This window comes from Gellertiella hungarica (genome assembly GCF_014197145.1).
GTDB lineage: Bacteria > Pseudomonadota > Alphaproteobacteria > Rhizobiales > Rhizobiaceae > Gellertiella > Gellertiella hungarica.
On record NZ_JACIEZ010000020.1, the window covers coordinates 1 to 18,186 of the forward strand.

Annotated in this window: 15 protein-coding genes and 1 tRNA gene; 1 reads left to right on the forward strand and 15 read right to left on the reverse strand. The window is 61.4% G+C overall.

The features are described from left to right. The 4 genes from GGR23_RS22415 to rpsL form a co-directional block, all read right to left on the reverse strand. The coding region (locus GGR23_RS22415) for a GTP-binding protein (protein WP_002972655.1) at nucleotides 1-93 on the reverse strand (93 nt) is incomplete at its 3' end. Nucleotides 94-163: 70 nt separating this feature from the next. Beyond that, nucleotides 164-2,263 carry an elongation factor G gene (gene fusA / locus GGR23_RS22420; RefSeq protein ID WP_183368530.1) on the reverse strand — a complete coding sequence of 700 codons (2,100 nt, stop codon included), beginning with the start codon at nucleotides 2,261-2,263 and terminating at the stop codon, nucleotides 164-166. 30 nt (nucleotides 2,264-2,293) lie between these two features. Then, entirely contained in the window at nucleotides 2,294-2,764 is a 471-nt protein-coding gene (rpsG, locus tag GGR23_RS22425; RefSeq protein WP_183368531.1) for a 30S ribosomal protein S7, read from the reverse strand. 70 nt (nucleotides 2,765-2,834) lie between these two features. Beyond that, nucleotides 2,835-3,206 carry a 30S ribosomal protein S12 gene (rpsL, locus tag GGR23_RS22430; RefSeq protein WP_003507760.1) on the reverse strand — a complete coding sequence of 124 codons (372 nt, stop codon included), beginning with the start codon at nucleotides 3,204-3,206 and terminating at the stop codon, nucleotides 2,835-2,837. 599 nt (nucleotides 3,207-3,805) lie between these two features. Between rpsL and GGR23_RS22435 the strand changes: the two genes are divergently transcribed. Then, the gene (locus GGR23_RS22435; RefSeq protein WP_183368532.1) at nucleotides 3,806-4,099 is read left to right on the forward strand and encodes a transcriptional regulator; all 294 of its coding nucleotides are present in this window, start codon (nucleotides 3,806-3,808) and stop codon (nucleotides 4,097-4,099) included. 536 nt (nucleotides 4,100-4,635) lie between these two features. On the opposite strand, the gene rpoC is transcribed toward GGR23_RS22435, so the two are convergent. From rpoC to GGR23_RS22490, 11 genes are all read right to left on the reverse strand, one after another. Continuing rightward, nucleotides 4,636-8,838 (reverse strand): DNA-directed RNA polymerase subunit beta', encoded by a 4,203-nt coding sequence (rpoC, locus tag GGR23_RS22440; RefSeq protein WP_183368533.1) that lies wholly within the window; start codon nucleotides 8,836-8,838, stop codon nucleotides 4,636-4,638. A gap of 183 nt (nucleotides 8,839-9,021) precedes the next feature. Beyond that, the gene (gene rpoB, locus GGR23_RS22445; protein WP_183368534.1) at nucleotides 9,022-13,167 is read right to left on the reverse strand and encodes a DNA-directed RNA polymerase subunit beta; all 4,146 of its coding nucleotides are present in this window, start codon (nucleotides 13,165-13,167) and stop codon (nucleotides 9,022-9,024) included. A 240-nt stretch (nucleotides 13,168-13,407) separates the two neighbouring features. Continuing rightward, on the reverse strand, nucleotides 13,408-13,788 hold the full coding sequence (rplL, locus tag GGR23_RS22450; RefSeq protein WP_183368535.1) for a 50S ribosomal protein L7/L12: 381 nt from the start codon (nucleotides 13,786-13,788) through the stop codon (nucleotides 13,408-13,410). 60 nt (nucleotides 13,789-13,848) lie between these two features. Beyond that, the gene (gene rplJ, locus GGR23_RS22455) at nucleotides 13,849-14,367 is read right to left on the reverse strand and encodes a 50S ribosomal protein L10 (RefSeq protein WP_183368536.1); all 519 of its coding nucleotides are present in this window, start codon (nucleotides 14,365-14,367) and stop codon (nucleotides 13,849-13,851) included. A 402-nt stretch (nucleotides 14,368-14,769) separates the two neighbouring features. Continuing rightward, the gene (gene rplA / locus GGR23_RS22460) at nucleotides 14,770-15,465 is read right to left on the reverse strand and encodes a 50S ribosomal protein L1 (RefSeq protein ID WP_183368537.1); all 696 of its coding nucleotides are present in this window, start codon (nucleotides 15,463-15,465) and stop codon (nucleotides 14,770-14,772) included. A gap of 2 nt (nucleotides 15,466-15,467) precedes the next feature. After that, nucleotides 15,468-15,896, reverse strand: coding sequence for a 50S ribosomal protein L11 (gene rplK / locus GGR23_RS22465; RefSeq protein ID WP_183368538.1), 429 nt, complete (start codon nucleotides 15,894-15,896; stop codon nucleotides 15,468-15,470). A gap of 143 nt (nucleotides 15,897-16,039) precedes the next feature. Continuing rightward, nucleotides 16,040-16,570, reverse strand: a complete 531-nt coding sequence (gene nusG / locus GGR23_RS22470) for a transcription termination/antitermination protein NusG (protein ID WP_183368539.1) — start codon at nucleotides 16,568-16,570, stop codon at nucleotides 16,040-16,042. Between the two features lie 17 nt (nucleotides 16,571-16,587). Next, complete coding sequence (secE, locus tag GGR23_RS22475; RefSeq protein ID WP_183368540.1) at nucleotides 16,588-16,788, reverse strand: preprotein translocase subunit SecE; 201 nt, start codon at nucleotides 16,786-16,788, stop codon at nucleotides 16,588-16,590. 198 nt (nucleotides 16,789-16,986) lie between these two features. Beyond that, nucleotides 16,987-17,062 (reverse strand) — tRNA-Trp (locus GGR23_RS22480). A gap of 164 nt (nucleotides 17,063-17,226) precedes the next feature. After that, on the reverse strand, nucleotides 17,227-17,556 hold the full coding sequence (locus GGR23_RS22485) for a hypothetical protein (RefSeq protein ID WP_183368541.1): 330 nt from the start codon (nucleotides 17,554-17,556) through the stop codon (nucleotides 17,227-17,229). Nucleotides 17,557-18,066: 510 nt separating this feature from the next. Then, a partial coding sequence (locus tag GGR23_RS22490) for an EF-Tu C-terminal domain-related protein (RefSeq protein ID WP_484494484.1) occupies nucleotides 18,067-18,186 on the reverse strand: 120 nt, incomplete at its 5' end.

The window sequence follows — 18,186 nt, forward strand, 5'->3', positions numbered from 1 at the left end:
CGCAGCCGTCAGCGAGGTCTTGCCGTGGTCAACGTGACCGATCGTGCCGATGTTTACGTGCGGCTTAGTGCGCTCAAACTTACTTTTTGCCATTTTCGGCTCTCCGTTCATTTAGTCCCCGAGGGGTCATTCTTTACAGTTCTTGTGAGGCCGAAGCCCCCGGTCACTTCTGACCGGAGTACTTCGCCTGGATTTCGTTTGCGACGTTCGTGGGGACCGGCGCATAGTGGTCGAAGATCATGGTGTACTGGGCGCGGCCCTGCGACATGGAGCGCAGGTTGTCCACGTACTTGAACATGTTGGCGAGCGGCACGTGAGCGTTGATCACGATCGCGATACCGCGCTGTTCCTGGCCCTGGATCTGGCCGCGGCGGGAGTTCAGGTCGCCGATCACGTCGCCGACATACTCTTCCGGGGTCACGACTTCCACCTTCATCATCGGCTCGAGCAGCTGTGCGCCGGCCTTCTTGGCGGCTTCACGGAAGCATGCGCGGGACGCAATTTCGAAGGCCAGGACCGACGAGTCGACGTCGTGGAACGCGCCGTCTACGAGGGTTGCCTTGATGCCGAGCATCGGGAAGCCAGCGAGCGGACCGGAAGACAGAACGCTTTCGATACCCTTCTGGACGCCCGGGATGTATTCCTTCGGAACGGCACCGCCGACGATCTTGGATTCGAACTTGAAGTCTTCGCCTTCTTCGTTCGGTTCGAAGATGATCTTGACGCGCGCGAACTGGCCGGTACCACCGGTCTGCTTCTTGTGCGTGTAGTCTTCTTCGCAAGCGCGGGTGATGGTTTCGCGGTAGGCCACCTGCGGAGCACCGACGGTTGCTTCGACCTTGAACTCGCGACGCATGCGGTCGACGATGATGTCCAGGTGAAGTTCGCCCATGCCGGCGATGATGGTCTGGCCGGATTCCTCGTCGGTCTTCACGCGGAAGGACGGGTCTTCGGCAGCCAGGCGGTTGAGCGCGAGGCCCATCTTTTCCTGGTCGCCCTTGGACTTCGGCTCGATCGCGATCTGGATGACCGGCTCGGGGAATTCCATGCGCTCGAGGATAACCGGCTTCAGCGGGTCGCAGAGGGTGTCACCGGTGGTGGTTTCCTTCAGACCTGCGAGAGCCACGATGTCGCCTGCGAAGGCTTCTTCGATGTCTTCACGCGAGTTGGAGTGCATCTGCAGCATGCGGCCGACGCGCTCGCGCTTTTCCTTGACCGTGTTCATGACCGACGTGCCCTTTTCGAGCTTGCCGGAATAGATGCGGGCGAAGGTCAGCGAACCGACGAAGGGGTCGTTCATGATCTTGAAGGCGAGCATGGCGAGCGGCTCGTCGTCAGACGCACGACGCTCGGTCTCGGCTTCGGTCTTCACGTCGATGCCCTTGATGGCCGGAATGTCGACCGGCGACGGCAGGAAGTCGACAACCGCGTCGAGGAGCGGCTGAACGCCCTTGTTCTTGAAGGCGGTGCCGCAGAACATCGGGTGGAACTTCACTTCGATCGTGCCCTTGCGGATCAGCGCGCGGAGCTGGTCGTTGTCCGGATAGGTGCCTTCGAGATAGGCTTCCATGGCAGCTTCGTCGGCTTCGACAGCCGTTTCGATCAGCAGCTCACGGTACTTCTCGGCGTCGGCCTTCATGTCTTCCGGGATCTCGACGACGTCCCACTGGGCGCCAAGCGATTCATCGCGCCATACGAGAGCGTTCATCTCGATCAGGTCGACAACGCCCTTGAAGTCGCTTTCTGCGCCGATCGGCAGCTGGCAGACGACCGGGATCGCACCGAGGCGCGACTTGATCATCTCGACCGAGCGGTAGAAGTCCGCGCCGGTCTTGTCCATCTTGTTGCAGAAGATCATGCGCGGAACGTTGTACTTCTCGGCCTGGCGCCAGACGGTTTCCGTCTGCGGCTCTACGCCGGCGTTGGCGTCGAGAAGGGCAATCGCACCGTCGAGCACGCGCAGCGAACGCTCGACTTCGATGGTGAAGTCCACGTGGCCGGGGGTGTCGATGATGTTGAAGCGGCGCAGCTTGCCGTCACGGCCCTTCCAGAAGGTCGTGGTGGCAGCGGACGTGATGGTGATGCCGCGTTCCTGTTCCTGTTCCATCCAGTCCATGGTGGCAGCGCCATCATGAACTTCGCCGATCTTGTGAGACTTGCCGGTGTAGTACAGGATGCGCTCGGTCGTCGTGGTCTTGCCAGCGTCGATGTGCGCCATGATACCGAAATTGCGGTAGTCTTCGATTTTGTATTCGCGAGCCATTGGGAGCTGCCTCTTGGATGTGTTCGTCGATTACCAGCGATAGTGCGAGAACGCACGGTTGGCGTCAGCCATCTTGTGCGTGTCTTCGCGCTTCTTCACGGCGCTGCCACGGTTGTTCGCGGCGTCCATGAGTTCGCCGCACAGGCGCTCTACCATGGTCGTCTCGTTACGCTTGCGGGCAGCGGCGATCAGCCAGCGGATGGCGAGAGCCTGACGGCGCTCGGGGCGGACATCGACCGGAACCTGGTAGGTCGCACCGCCGACGCGGCGGGAACGAACTTCGACGTGCGGAGCGATGTTGTCGAGAGCCTGATGGAAGACGCCGATCGGCTCCTGCTTCATCTTGGCCTGAACGGCATCGAAAGCACCGTATACGATGTTTTCGGCTACCGACTTCTTGCCATGAAGCATGATGGCATTCATGAACTTGGTGACGACCAGATCACCGAACTTCGGATCCGGGTTGATCTCACGCTTTTCTGCACTGTGACGACGGGACATTCTTTGTCTCTCAAATACTTGGTTGCATTAGCGGGCGCGTCCATTCTAGCGCCCGGTGCTCGAATGCGAATTACTTCGGACGCTTCGCGCCATACTTGGAGCGGCGCTGCTTGCGGTTCTTGACGCCCTGGGTGTCGAGAACGCCGCGGATGATGTGGTAACGCACACCCGGAAGGTCCTTCACGCGGCCGCCACGGATCATGACGACGGAGTGTTCCTGCAGGTTGTGGCCTTCACCGGGGATATAGCCGATGACTTCGAAGCCATTGGTCAGGCGGATCTTGGCAACCTTACGAAGTGCCGAGTTCGGCTTCTTCGGGGTCGTCGTGTAGACGCGGGTGCAAACGCCGCGCTTCTGCGGGTTCTCCTGCAGGGCAGGAACCTTGTTGCGCTTTACCTGTGCCTGACGCGGCTTGCGGATCAGCTGGTTTACGGTAGGCATATAACCATCCCTTGCAAATCTAAATCGGCACCCTTGCGGGCAATTCTGTCTGCCGTTTCCGGCGGTGGCACACACGATGTCCTCATGCGCAAAACGTGGCCCTACCCGCTATCTACGGATGGACCACAAAAGGCAGAGGACGCAGTATACCTGCGTCGTGCGTGCAGCATTCGTGTCTTCAACGTGCGTATAAGAACCTTGTTTGAGGCGAACTCCAGACCGTGTCGGTCCGGATCAGCCAGCCTCACATGGGCTCCGATAGCGGGCGTACTACTGTTTTAGGCCGTCCGCGTCAAGGCCAGTTTCCAATTATCTTGATCGGGGGCGCCCGAAAAGCCCGCTTTGGCGGGGTTTTGGCGCGGTTGGAGGCCGAATTCGGGCATCGGCCGGCGAGACGCATGGGCATTTGCCGCATTTCCGGTTAAAGAATCGTCAAGAACCTTCTGCGCATCCAGATTCTCCTCCCATCGCCATCGGGAGACGGAATCACCGGCGCGCCTCCCCGTTCCTTGGACCTGTTCCGAGGGCTTCTACTGCCGGACATCGGGCCCCTGCCCCTTCCCGGCCCATCGCCAACCGACAGCATCCAGGACTGGACAATGATGACTTCACCAGACAACGACAACTTTCAGGAAGGCCCCATGGTCTTCATCGTCATCGGCCGCGCCTATGAGGAGAACGACAGCGAGGGAATTCCCATCCACGTCCTCCTCACCGCGCCCGACGACGACACCGCCGTGCGCGAAACCCTGAACGCCCTTTCCGAGGAGGGCTTCGCCGAAGCCGATCTCGACCAGATCGGCTCCATCAACGAGATCCCCGACGAGGAGCCCCATGCCTCCGCCTATCGCGGCGCGCTGACCGGCGAGGTTTCGATCATCCGCTTCCGGTAAGTGCATGCGGAATGGGGTGCAAGCCTCTGACGGGTATGGGGTTTGCCGGGGCTTGCACGGCGTCGAGTTTGAGGCGCCGCACCGCCCTCTGCGCTAGGGTGGCGTTGCGTGTGACGCGCCGCACGCCCCTCTGGCCTCGGGTGGCCTCGAGTTTGCGGATGCGCACCCCCCTCTGCCCCTGCCGGGGCATCTCCCCCTCAAGGGGGGAGATCGGGATGGGGATTCTTGGGAAGCCCCTCGCAGACGTCTCTGCATTTGAGACGCTCGTTGTCTGGCGAAACCATAAGACCCACGGTCGATCTCCCCCCTCGCGGCGAGCGAAGCTCGTCCGCCTGGGGAGATGTCCCGGCAGGGACAGAGGGGGGTGCACATCGGCAAACTCCACGCCATGCGCCCACCAGCAAATGCACCTCGCCACACACGCAACACCCAGACCGTATAGAGAGCAAGTCAGCTCCTCTCCGGCGTTCTCCCCCGAAACGAAAAATGCCCGGCTCATCACCGGGCATTTTCTGTTTTCGCAAACTGCTGGCCGCTTATTCGGCGGCCGGCTGTTCGTTGAGCTCCTGGAGCATCGGCGTTGCGACGCCGGCGCCGGTGGAGTTGCGACGCTCCTCGAGGATGAGCTCGTCGCGCTGGGTGGCGATGCGGCGGATCTGGGTCATGGTGCCGCCGGTACCGGCCGGGATGAGGCGGCCGACGATCACGTTTTCCTTCAGGCCCTGCAGCGTGTCGGTCTTGCCGGCAATCGCTGCTTCCGTGAGTACCTTGGTGGTTTCCTGGAACGACGCCGCCGAGATGAAGGACGGAGTCTGCAGCGATGCCTTGGTGATGCCGAGCAGGACGGGCTCGCCATAGGCGGGCTTCTTGCCGACTTCGAGCAGCTGCTCGTTCAGGTCATCCAGCTCGATGCGGTCGACATTGTCACCGACGATGTAGTGGCTGTCGCCGGCATCGGTGATTTCGACCTTCTGGAGCATCTGACGGACAATCACTTCGATGTGCTTGTCGTTGATGACCACGCCCTGCAGACGGTAGACTTCCTGGATTTCGTTGACGAGGTACGAAGCCAGAGCCTCGACGCCCTTGATCGCCAGGATGTCGTGCGGTGCCGGGTTGCCGTCGAGGATGTAGTCGCCCTTTTCGATATAGTCCCCATCCTGCAGGTGGAAGGGCTTGCCCTTCGGGATGAGATATTCGACGGGCTCGACGCCATCTTCGGCGGGCTCGATGATCACGCGGCGCTTGTTCTTGTAATCGCGGCCGAAGCGGATCGTGCCATCGATTTCAGCGATGATCGCATGATCCTTCGGACGGCGGGCTTCGAACAGTTCCGCCACGCGCGGCAGACCACCGGTGATGTCCTTCGTCTTCGCGCTTTCCAGCGGAACACGGGCGAGAACGTCACCCTGGCTGACCTTGGTTCCGGGTTCGACCGAGAGAATGGCATCGACCGACAGCATGTACCGGGCGTCGCCGCCACGGGGCAGCTTCACCATGTTGCCGCTGGCGTCCTTGATGACGATCGCCGGCTTGAGGTCCGCACCGCGCGGGGTCGAACGCCAGTCGATGACCTGGCGCTTGGTGATGCCGGTGGATTCGTCGGTGGATTCCAGAACGGAGATGCCGTCGACGACATCCTCGAAGTGAACCGTACCGGTGACTTCCGTCATCATCGGGCGGGTATAGGGGTCCCACTCGGCGAGACGCTGGCCGCGCTTCACCTTGTCGCCATCGTCCACGAACACCTTCGAACCGTAGGCGACGCGCTGCGAAGACCGCTCCACGCCACGCTCGTCGAGGATCGTGACGGCCATGTTGCGGCCCATGGCAACGAGGTTGCCATCGGAATTGCGCAGCATGTTGCGGTTCTTGATCAGCACCGTACCTTCATACGAGGCTTCCAGGAACGACTGGTCGACCACCGTTGCCGTACCGCCAAGGTGGAAGGTACGCATGGTGAGCTGGGTGCCCGGCTCGCCGATCGACTGGGCGGCAATGACGCCCACGGCTTCGCCGATGTTGACGGGCGTACCGCGTGCGAGGTCGCGACCGTAGCAGACGCCGCAGACGCCGGTCTGGATCTCGCAGGTGAGAGCCGAACGGATGCGGACGGACTGGATGCCGGCCTTCTCGATTTCCACGACATGCGGCTCGAGGATCATCTGGCCTGCGTCGACGATGCGTTCGCCGGTCAGCGGGCTGTCGATGTCGTCGAGTGCCGTACGGCCGAGGATGCGGGCGCCGAGCGAGGCAACGACCTGACCGGCATCGACGATGGCGGTCATGGTGAGGCCCTTGTCGGTGCCGCAATCGGTGTGCGTCACGATGCAGTCCTGTGCAACGTCGACGAGACGGCGGGTCAGGTAGCCCGAGTTCGCCGTCTTCAGGGCGGTGTCTGCCAGACCCTTGCGGGCGCCGTGCGTCGAGTTGAAGTACTCGTTCACGGTCAGGCCTTCCTTGAAGTTCGAGATGATCGGGGTCTCGATGATTTCACCCGACGGCTTGGCCATCAGGCCGCGCATGCCGCCCAGCTGGCGCATCTGGTTCGGCGAACCACGGGCACCGGAGTGGGACATCATGTAGATCGAGTTCATCGGCTTCTGGCGGCCGTTGTCGTCGAATTCGACGGCCTTGATGCGCGCCATCATTTCTTCGGCGACCTTCTCGGTGGCCTTGCCCCAGGCATCGACGACCTTGTTGTACTTCTCACCCTGGGTGATCAGGCCGTCGTTGTACTGCTGCTCGTATTCCTTCACCAGGGCTTCGGTATCACCGACGATCTTCGCCTTGGTGTTCGGAATGACCATGTCGTCCTTGCCGAACGAAATGCCGGCGCGGCAGGCATGGGCGAAGCCGAGCTGCATGATGCGGTCGCAGAAGATGACCGTGTCCTTCTGGCCGCAATGACGGTAGACCGTGTCGATCATCTTGGAGATGTTCTTCTTGGTCATTTCCTGGTTGCAGATGTCGAAGGGCACGTTGGCGTTCTTCGGCAGAAGCTCGCCGATGAGCATGCGGCCGGGGGTGGTTTCGTAGATCTTGGAAACCGGATTGCCGTCCGCGTCCACGGTCTTGAAGCGGCCGCGGATCTTGGAGTGCAACGTCACGACCTTGTTCTCGAGGGCATGATGCAGTTCGCCGATGTCGGAGAAGGCCATGCCTTCGCCCGGCTCGTTCTGGTTCATGATCGAGAGGTAATAGAGGCCGAGAACCATGTCCTGCGAGGGAACGATGATCGGTGCGCCGTTCGCCGGATGCAGGATGTTGTTGGTCGACATCATCAGCACGCGGGCTTCGAGCTGGGCTTCGAGCGACAGCGGCACGTGAACGGCCATCTGGTCGCCGTCGAAGTCGGCGTTGAAGGCGGTGCAGACGAGCGGATGCAGCTGGATGGCCTTGCCTTCGACCAGGATCGGTTCGAAGGCCTGGATGCCCAGGCGGTGCAGCGTCGGCGCGCGGTTCAGGAGAACCGGATGCTCGCGGATGACCTCGTCGAGGATATCCCAGACTTCGGGCTTTTCCTTCTCGACCAGCTTCTTGGCCTGCTTGACGGTCGAGGAATAACCCTTGGCGTCGAGGCGGGCGTAGATGAACGGCTTGAAGAGCTCGAGCGCCATCTTCTTCGGCAGGCCGCACTGGTGCAGCTTGAGTTCCGGACCGGTCACGATGACCGAACGGCCGGAATAGTCGACGCGCTTGCCGAGCAGGTTCTGGCGGAAGCGGCCCTGCTTGCCCTTCAGCATGTCGGAGAGCGACTTCAGCGGACGCTTGTTCGCACCCGTGATGACGCGGCCGCGGCGGCCGTTGTCGAACAGCGCGTCCACGGATTCCTGCAGCATGCGCTTTTCGTTGCGGATGATGATGCCCGGCGCCCGCAGTTCGATCAGCCGCTTCAGACGGTTGTTACGGTTAATGACGCGGCGGTAGAGGTCGTTGAGGTCGGAGGTCGCGAAGCGGCCGCCGTCCAGCGGCACGAGAGGACGCAGGTCCGGCGGAATGACCGGGACAACCTTCATGATCATCCATTCCGGACGGTTGCCGGATTCCATGAAGTTCTCGACGATCTTCAGGCGCTTCATCAGCTTCTTCTGCTTGAGATCCGAGGTGGTCTCGGCAAGCTCCGCGCGCAGGTCGCCGGCGATCTTCTCGAGATTCATGCTGGCCAGCATCTCGTAGATCGCTTCGGCGCCGATCATGGCGGTGAACTGGTCTTCGCCGAACTCGTCGACGGCCAGCATGTACTCTTCTTCAGAAAGAAGCTGGTTTTCCTTGAGCGAGGTCAGGCCCGGCTCGGTCACGATGTAGTTCTCGAAATAGAGAACGCGCTCGACATCCTTCAGCGTCATGTCGAGCAGGGTCGAGATGCGCGAGGGAAGCGACTTCAGGAACCAGATGTGGGCAACGGGCGCAGCGAGCTCGATGTGGCCCATGCGCTCGCGGCGAACGCGCGACAGGGTGACTTCCACGCCGCACTTTTCGCAGATGATGCCCTTGTACTTCATGCGCTTGTACTTGCCGCACAGGCACTCGTAGTCCTTGATGGGCCCGAAGATGCGCGCGCAGAACAGACCATCGCGTTCCGGCTTGAACGTACGATAGTTGATCGTCTCCGGCTTCTTGATCTCGCCGTAAGACCAGGAGAGAATCTTCTCCGGCGACGCAATCGAGATCCGGATGGAATCGAAGGTCTGCGCAGGCATCTGCGGATTGAAAAGATTCATGACCTCTTGGTTCATGCCTGTCTCCTTCTTGGGCCTGGAGCCCTAGCTTGCGTGCGGTTCTGGCCATTTCCCGGGAGCCTCACCGCCGCTTGGAACATGTGATAACCGCAAAATGCGGCGATATCCCGCCCTTCCCTGCCCTCAAGGCCGGAATGCGGGAGATGGCGCGCGCCGGAGAGCGCGCGCCGTCCTTGATCCTTACTCGGCTGCGTCGGGCAGCGTCTGGCCGGCGGCTGCCTGGTCGTCCACGCGGCTGTTTTCCAGCTCCACGCTGAGGCCCAGAGAGCGCATTTCCTTGACCAGAACGTTGAAGCTTTCCGGAATACCGGCCTCGAAGGTGTCGTCGCCACGGACGATCGCTTCGTAGACCTTGGTACGGCCGGCCACGTCGTCCGACTTCACCGTCAGCATTTCCTGCAGGGTGTAGGCGGCGCCGTAGGCTTCCAGTGCCCAGACTTCCATTTCCCCGAAGCGCTGGCCGCCGAACTGTGCCTTGCCGCCCAGCGGCTGCTGGGTCACGAGCGAGTACGGGCCGATCGAACGGGCGTGGATCTTGTCGTCCACGAGGTGGTTCAGCTTCAGCATGTAGATGTAGCCGACGGTAACCTGACGGTCGAACTGCTCGCCGGTACGGCCGTCATAGAGCGTGGACTGACCGGTCTCCTTGAGGCCTGCCAGCTTCAGCATCTCGTTGACGTCCTTCTCGACGGCGCCGTCGAAGACCGGGGTCGCGATGGACACGCCACGCTTCCACTGCTCGGCCAGGCGGACGATGGATTCATCGTCGTAATCCTTGACCGGGTCGCCCTTCGGGCCGGAACCGATGACCTTGTCAATCGTCTGGCGCAGCGGATCGATGGAACCGCCCGCCTGATAGGCTTCGAGCATGTCGCCGATCTGGCGGCCCATGCCGGCGCAGGCCCAGCCGAGATGGGTCTCGAGGATCTGGCCGACATTCATGCGCGACGGCACGCCGAGCGGGTTCAGAACCACGTCGACATGGGTACCGTCCTCGAGGAACGGCATGTCCTCGATCGGCACGATGCGGGAAACCACACCCTTGTTGCCGTGACGGCCGGCCATCTTGTCGCCCGGCTGGATCTTGCGCTTCACGGCGACGAAGACCTTGACCATCTTCATGACGCCAGGAGGCATTTCATCGCCACGCTGGACCTTCTCGACCTTGTCCATGAAGCGCTGTTCGAGGCGCGACTTGGATTCGTCGTACTGGGCGCGGAGCGCTTCGATCTCGCCCTGGACCTTCTCGTCCTCGACGGCGAACATCCACCACTGCGAACGCGGATATTCCGAGATCACGGCGTTGGACAGCTCGGTGCCCTTCTTGAAGCCCTTCGGACCGGCAACCGCGTTGTGGCCGCGGAGCATGTCGATCAGGCGGCCGTATACGTTACGGTCGAGGATCGCCTGCTCGTCGTCGCGGTCCTTAGCGAGACGCTCGATTTCCTCGCGCTCGATGGCCATCGCGCGCTCGTCCTTCTCCACGCCGTGGCGGTTGAAGACGCGGACTTCCACGACGGTGCCGAAGGTGCCTGGCGGCATGCGCATGGAGGTGTCGCGGACGTCGGAGGCCTTCTCGCCGAAGATCGCACGCAGCAGCTTTTCTTCCGGCGTCATCGGGCTTTCGCCCTTCGGCGTGATCTTGCCGACCAGGATGTCGCCCGGCTGCACTTCCGCACCGATATAGACGATACCGGCTTCGTCCAGGTTCTTCAGCGCTTCTTCCGAAACGTTCGGAATGTCGCGGGTGATTTCTTCCGGACCGAGCTTGGTGTCACGCGCCATCACTTCGAATTCCTCGATGTGGATGGAGGTGAACACGTCGTCGCGCACGATCCGCTCGGAAAGCAGGATCGAGTCTTCGTAGTTGTAGCCGTTCCAGGGCATGAACGCGACGAGCGCGTTGCGGCCGAGCGCGAGATCGCCCAGATCCGTCGACGGACCATCGGCGATGATGTCACCCTTGTTCAGAACGTCGCCGACGGTAACCAGCGGACGCTGGTTGACGCAGGTGTTCTGGTTCGAACGCTGGAACTTCTGCAGGCGGTAGATATCGACGCCGGACTTCGACGGATCGAGGTCTTCGGTGGCGCGGATAACGATACGGGTCGCGTCGACCTGGTCGACGACGCCGCCGCGGCGTGCGGCGATCGCGGCGCCGGAGTCACGCGCAACGACCGGCTCCATGCCGGTGCCGACGAACGGAGCCTCGGCGCGAACCAGCGGAACGGCCTGACGCTGCATGTTCGAGCCCATGAGCGCGCGGTTCGCGTCGTCGTTCTCGAGGAACGGGATGAGCGCGGCCGCAACCGAAACGAGCTGCTTCGGCGAAACGTCCATGAGGTTGATATTGTCGCGGGGCGCGAGCATCACTTCGCCGGCATGACGGCAAACGACGAATTCTTCGGCAAAGGTGCCGTCTTCGTTGAGAACCGAGTTTGCCTGGGCGACATGGTACTTCGCTTCTTCCATGGCCGAGAGGTAGACGACGTCGTTCGTCACCTTGCCGTCCACGATCTTGCGGTACGGGCTTTCGATGAAGCCGTACTTGTTGACGCGGGCGAAGGTGGCGAGCGAGTTGATCAGACCGATGTTCGGGCCTTCCGGCGTTTCGATCGGGCAGATACGGCCGTAGTGGGTCGGATGAACGTCGCGGACTTCGAAGCCTGCGCGCTCGCGGGTCAGACCGCCCGGGCCAAGAGCCGAGAGACGGCGCTTGTGGGTGATTTCCGAGAGCGGGTTCACCTGGTCCATGAACTGCGACAGCTGCGAGGAGCCGAAGAATTCGCGGACGGCTGCGGCAGCCGGCTTGGCGTTGATCAGGTCCTGCGGCATGACGGTGTCGATCTCGATCGACGACATGCGTTCCTTGATCGCGCGCTCCATGCGCAGCAGGCCGAGACGGTACTGGTTTTCCATCAGCTCGCCGACCGAACGGACACGGCGGTTGCCGAGGTTGTCGATGTCGTCGATCTCGCCCTTGCCGTCACGCAGCTCGACCAGCATCTTGACCACGGCCAGGATGTCTTCCTTGCGCAGGACGCGCACGGTGTCCGCCACGTCGAGGTCGAGGCGCATGTTCATCTTCACGCGGCCCACGGCCGAGAGATCGTAGCGCTCGGCGTCGAAGAACAGCGAGTTGAACATGGCTTCCGCCGATTCCATGGTCGGGGGTTCGCCCGGACGCATGACGCGGTAGATGTCGAACAGCGCATCCTGGCGGTTCTCGTTCTTGTCGGCGGCGAGCGTGTTGCGGATGTAGGCGCCGACATTGATGTGGTCGATGCCGAGAACCGGAACTTCCTCGATGCCCTGGTCGAGAATGACCTTCAGCGTCTTCTCGTCGATCTCGTCGCCGGCCTCGAGATAGATCTCGCCGGTGGAGTAGTTGACGATGTCTTCGGCCAGGTAGTTGCCGTAAAGGTCCTCGTCGGAGGCGCGCAGCGCCTTGAGGCCCTTGTCCTGCAGCTGGCGGATGAGGCGCGGATTGAGCTTCTTGCCGGCCTCGACCACGACTTCGCCGGTGTCGGCGTCGATCATGTCGGTGACGGTCTTCGTGCCCTTCAGAACCTCCGGCTGGAACGGAATGCGCCAGCCCTTGCCATCACGCTCGTAGAGCGCCTTGGTGTAGAAGGTGTTGAGGATCTCCTCGCCATCCATGCCGAGCGCCATCAGCAGCGAAGTCACGGGGATCTTGCGGCGACGGTCGATACGGGCATAGACGATGTCCTTGGCGTCGAACTCGATGTCGAGCCAGGAACCGCGATAGGGGATCACGCGGGCAGCAAAGAGCAGCTTGCCGGAGGAATGGCTCTTGCCCTTGTCGTGGTCGAAGAACACGCCCGGCGAACGGTGCATCTGGGACACGATCACGCGCTCGGTACCGTTCACGATGAAGGTACCGTTGTTGGTCATCAGCGGCATGTCGCCCATGTAGACCGACTGTTCCTTGATGTCCTTGATGGACTTCGCGCCCGTATCCTCGTCGATATCGAACACGATGAGACGGAGGGTCACCTTCAGCGGCGCCGCATAGGTCAGGTCGCGCTGCCGGCATTCCTCGACGTCGAACTTCGGCGGTTCGAACTCGTAGGACACGAATTCCAGCATGGAGGCGCCGGAAAAGTCGGTGATCGGGAAGACGGACTTGAAAACCGCCTGCAGGCCCTCATCCGGACGTCCGCCCTTCGGCTCGTCCACCATGAGGAACTGATCGTAAGATGCCTTCTGAACCTCGATGAGGTTCGGCATTTCTGCTACTTCTGGAATTTTTCCAAAAAACTTGCGTACGCGCCTGCGACCGTTAAACGAAAGGGTCTGAGCCATCGTCGCTCCTTATTAATTTGCATCCGGGCCTGCAACAGACGGAGACCGCTGGCCAGTCGGCTCCATCAACGAATGGGTCTTCACTTTGTCTGTCGAATGGCACTGTGGGGAACCCATGCAACCGGTCCAGCCCCTGGCCGAAGAACCCATTACCCAAGAGCCTTTTTCACCGGGCTCTTGGGTAATGTTTTCCTGGAAATACCGGGAGAGCGGCGATCCGCTCCCCCGGGCATTTCGATATTACTTGACGTCAACCTTGGCGCCAGCTTCCTCAAGCTTCTTCTTGAGGTCAGCGGCTTCGCCCTTGGAAACGCCTTCCTTGACCGGCTTCGGAGCGCCTTCGACGAGGTCCTTGGCTTCCTTGAGGCCGAGGCCGGTGATGCCGCGGACTTCCTTGATGACGTTGATCTTGTTGGCGCCAGCGTCAACCAGGATCACGTCGAACTCGGTCTTTTCTTCTTCAGCCGGAGCAGCAGCGCCTGCACCGCCGGCAACAGCAGCAACAGCTACCGGAGCTGCAGCGGCTACGCCCCACTTTTCTTCGAGCATCTTGGAAAGCTCAGCAGCTTCCAGGACGGTCAGCGAGGAGAGGTCTTCAACGATCTTTGCGAGATCAGCCATTGTCTTAGTTCCTTGAATTTCGGATCGAACCGTATTGTTGATTTACAGCGAAAATCCGCCTTAAGCGGCTTCGTCCTTCTTGGCATATGCGGCGAACACGCGGGCAAGCTGGCTTGCCGGTGCGCTGACAACCGTTGCGATGCGGGTTGCCGGGGTCTGAATCATGCCCAGCAGCTTCGCGCGCAGCTCGTCCAGCGAAGGCAGGGTCGCGAGCGACTTGACACCTTCGGCGTTGAGCGTGGTTGCCCCCATGGCGCCACCGAGAACAACGAGCTTGTCGTTGGTCTTGGCGAATTCCATGGCGATTTTCGGAGCCACGATCGGGTCGACGCTGTAAGCGATCAGCGTCTGGCCCTTGAAGAGATCTGACATCCCTTCGGACTCCGTGCCCTGAAGAGCAATTTTGGCCAGGCGGTTTTTCGCGACTTTGACGGTACCGCCAGCATTACGCATCTTCGAACGAAGATCGTTCATCTGCGCAACGGTGATACCGGCATAGCGGGCCACGACAACCGAGCCCGAAGCCTTGAAGACTTCGTTCAGTTCCGTGACGAATTCGCGTTTTTCCGCTCTTTCCACTGCCTATCTCCAGTTGACAGAACCGAACATGTTCGGCCCTGCCGGGTTTACTTATGCCTCCCGAGACCTGAAATCAGGATCCCGGACGACGCTTGAGGATCCTGTCCCCTCGCGCGCCAGCCCTTCCGGACATGGCGGACACAAGGCAACCTAGGTTCGAACCGGATTCTTCCTCCACGTCCCGTGGATGAAATCCCGCTTCTTACCCGTCTCATGCAGGCTCTGTTGATTAAGGCAAAGCCACCTGCAATCTCGGACAGGAGTTCCGGTCCGCGAGGACCGGAAATTTCCGGCCGCGAGGCCGGAAACCAGTTCACCGGCTCAAGCCGGAATTCGTTTGACACCCCTTCAGGCGTCGGTCGTCCGGAGCGGCGCTTGCGCGCCGGCCGGACGGTTCACCACTCAGGCGTTGACGGTCGACGGGTCGACCTTGACGCCCGGGCCCATGGTCGAGGAGATCGCCACGCGCTTGACGTAGGTGCCCTTGGCGCCAGCCGGCTTTGCCTTGATGACGGCGTCAGCGAAGGCCTTGATGTTTTCTTCGAGCGCCTTGGCGTCGAAGGAAGCCTTGCCGATACCGGCATGCACGATACCGGCCTTTTCGACGCGGAATTCGACGGCGCCGCCCTTGGATGCCTTGACGGCACCGGCAACGTCCATGGTCACGGTGCCGACCTTCGGGTTCGGCATCATGCCGCGCGGGCCGAGAACCTTGCCGAGACGGCCGACGAGCGGCATCATGTCCGGGGTCGCGATGCAGCGGTCGAATTCGATCTTGCCGCCCTGGACGATTTCGACCAGGTCTTCGGCGCCAACGACGTCAGCACCGGCAGCGCGGGCTTCGTCAGCCTTGGCGCCACGGGCGAAAACGCCGACGCGAACCGTACGGCCCGTGCCGTTCGGCAGGTTGACCACGCCGCGGACCATCTGGTCTGCGTGACGCGGGTCTACGCCGAGGTTCATGGCGACTTCGATGGTTTCGTCGAACTTGGCAACGGCACGTTCCTTCACCATGGCAATGGCGTCGGAAAGAGCGACGAGCTTGGTCGGATCAACGCCTTCGCGGATCTTCTGAATGCGCTTTGCGAGCTTAGCCATGATCAACCTACCACTTCCAGGCCCATGGAGCGGGCAGAGCCCTCCACCATTGCCATTGCGCCGTCAACGTCAGCAGCGTTGAGGTCCTTCATCTTGGCTTCAGCGATCGTGCGGATCTGAGCCTTGGTGATCGAGCCGGCCTTGGCCTTGCCCGGGGTCTTCGAACCGGAGGTGATCTTTGCTTCCTTCTTCAGGAAGTAGGATACCGGCGGCTGCTTCATCACGAAGGTGAAGGACTTGTCCTGGTAGTAGGTGATGACGACCGGAATCGGCATACCCTTTTCCATTTCCTGCGTAGCCGCGTTGAACGACTTGCAGAATTCCATGATGTTGATGCCACGCTGACCGAGCGCAGGACCGATCGGCGGGGACGGGTTTGCCGATCCTGCCTTGACCTGCAGCTTGAGCTGGCCTGCTACCTTCTTAGCCATTTCTCTCTGCCTTTCATGTTCGGCCGGTTTCCCGGCCATCTGTGCCGGGCAAGCCCGGCGGCTGCGGTTGCGTGGTCCGGTCGCTCTTCCGTCCGGCTAAAGACGGCGGACCTGCCACGCGGGGTGGAGCACGAGGCTCCCGATCAGACCTTCTCGACCTGACCGTATTCCAGTTCGACCGGCGTTGCGCGGCCGAAGATCGACACTTCGACCTTCAGGCGCGACCGCTCCTCGTCGACATCCTGAACGATACCGTTGAACGAGGCGAACGGACCGTCCGAAACGCGGACCTGCTCGCCGATCTCGAACGAGATGGAAGACTTCGGCCGCTCCACACCTTCCTGGACCTGGCCCAGAATGCGCTCGGCCTCGAAGTCCGGGATCGGAACAGGCTTGTTGTCGGAGCCAAGGAACCCGGTGACCTTCGGCGTGTTCTTGATGAGGTGATAGGCCTCATCCGTCAGGTTGGCGCGCACCAGCACGTAACCCGGGAAGAACTTGCGCTCGCTGTCCACCTTGCGGCCACGACGCACCTCGACCACCTTCTCGGTGGGAACAAGGATCTTCTCGAAGAGGTGGCTCAGGCCCTTCTGGCGCGCCTTTTCCTCGATCGATTCCGCGACCTTGCGCTCAAAATTCGAATAAGCGTGGACGATGTACCAACGCGCCGCCATTTTCATCTCCGCTCGAATTAGTTGCCGACACGCAGCACGAGGCTGATCAGCCAACCGATGAGCTGGTCGGAGGCGAAGAAGAACAGGGCCGCCAACACCACCATCACCAGAACCATGGCCGTCGAGATCATGGTCTCGCGCTGGGAGGGCCAGGTGATCTTGGACGCTTCAGAGCGAACCTGCTGCAGAAACGCAAACGGATTGGTTTTCGATGCCATTGACTTCCCACGCCATTACGGCGCGTAAAGCTGACTATCTCAGCCCCACGCACCGCGTGTCTGTTAAACCCTACATAACCGCCGATTCCCTTTTTCACAAGAGGCAACCGCCGGTTAAACATGACAATCGCCCATCAGGACGACGAAAATTCACCGCAAAGCAGCACGTCTTCCGCGCTCTACGGTGAACAAAGTAAATGGCAGGGGCAGAGGGGCTCGAACCCCCGACCTGCGGTTTTGGAGACCGCCGCTCTACCAACTGAGCTATACCCCTTCATCCGCCCCGCGGCTTTCGCCTGCGGAACGAGGCGGTTTCTAGTCAGTTTGTTTTCGAATGACAAGCACCTTTGTGCAGATAATCAAAAACTTTATTCCTCCACTCCCACGCCTCCGCCGTCACCGTGCGGCGACAGTGCGGAATGGCAGCTCCATCCGGGCCTATGTTCGCTCCGTTTCACGATGGGCAACCTCGAGGATCTGCACGGCCTCCGGCAACTCGATCAGCAGCTCCGCGTCGCGCTCCAGATGACGGATCCGCGTCGGATCCTCGCCGGCCCAGCTCGTCATGGATTCGCGGGTCGGCCACCAGGATATCACCATGAAGTGACACTCCCCTAGCCGGTCCTCCCGCAGCATCTGGACCTCGCGCGCGCCCAGCGCCTTCAGCTTCTTCACGCCATGTTCGTAGAGATAGGCCTGGTAGACATCCGCCCTCTCCGGCAATGTCCGCCCCCGCCATATCCGTGCAATCCCCTCGCCTCCAGCCATCCTGCTCTCCTCTTCTTCTGCCGGGGATGATGGGGAATCCCGATGCCGGGGTGAAGCGAGTTCTTCTGAGAGCGCTTGCAGGCCGGCTGATGGGAGGGGGTCTGGCGCGGCGGTGAGTCTGGCGTGCCGCACACTTGCCCGCTGGGCGTCGGGTTTGCCGATGTGCACCCCCCTCTGTCCCTGCCGGGACATCTCCCCCTCAAGGGGGGAGATCCGGATGGGGTTTATGATGGCAGTCCCCAGCCACCGTTTCTGCGGATGGGCCGTTTATTGTTTGAGGAAATCAAAAACCGCAATGTCGATCTCCCCCCTTGAGGGGGAGATGTCCCGGCAGGGACAGAGGGGGGTGCAGCACAACAAATTCGGCGCTCAATCTGCCCCCTTGAGGGGGGTGCGGTACCTCAAACCCGGCGCGCGGCAAGGCAGGGGGTGCAGCACGGCAAACTCGACAAAAACAAAAAAGCCCCGCCGTTGCCGGCGGGGCTACGTCATCGGCCATAAGGCCGAGGATTACTCGATGATCGAGGCGACGATGCCGGCGCCGACGGTGCGGCCGCCTTCGCGGATGGCGAAGCGCAGCTTTTCTTCCATCGCGATCGGAACGATCAGCTCGACGTCAACGGTCACGTT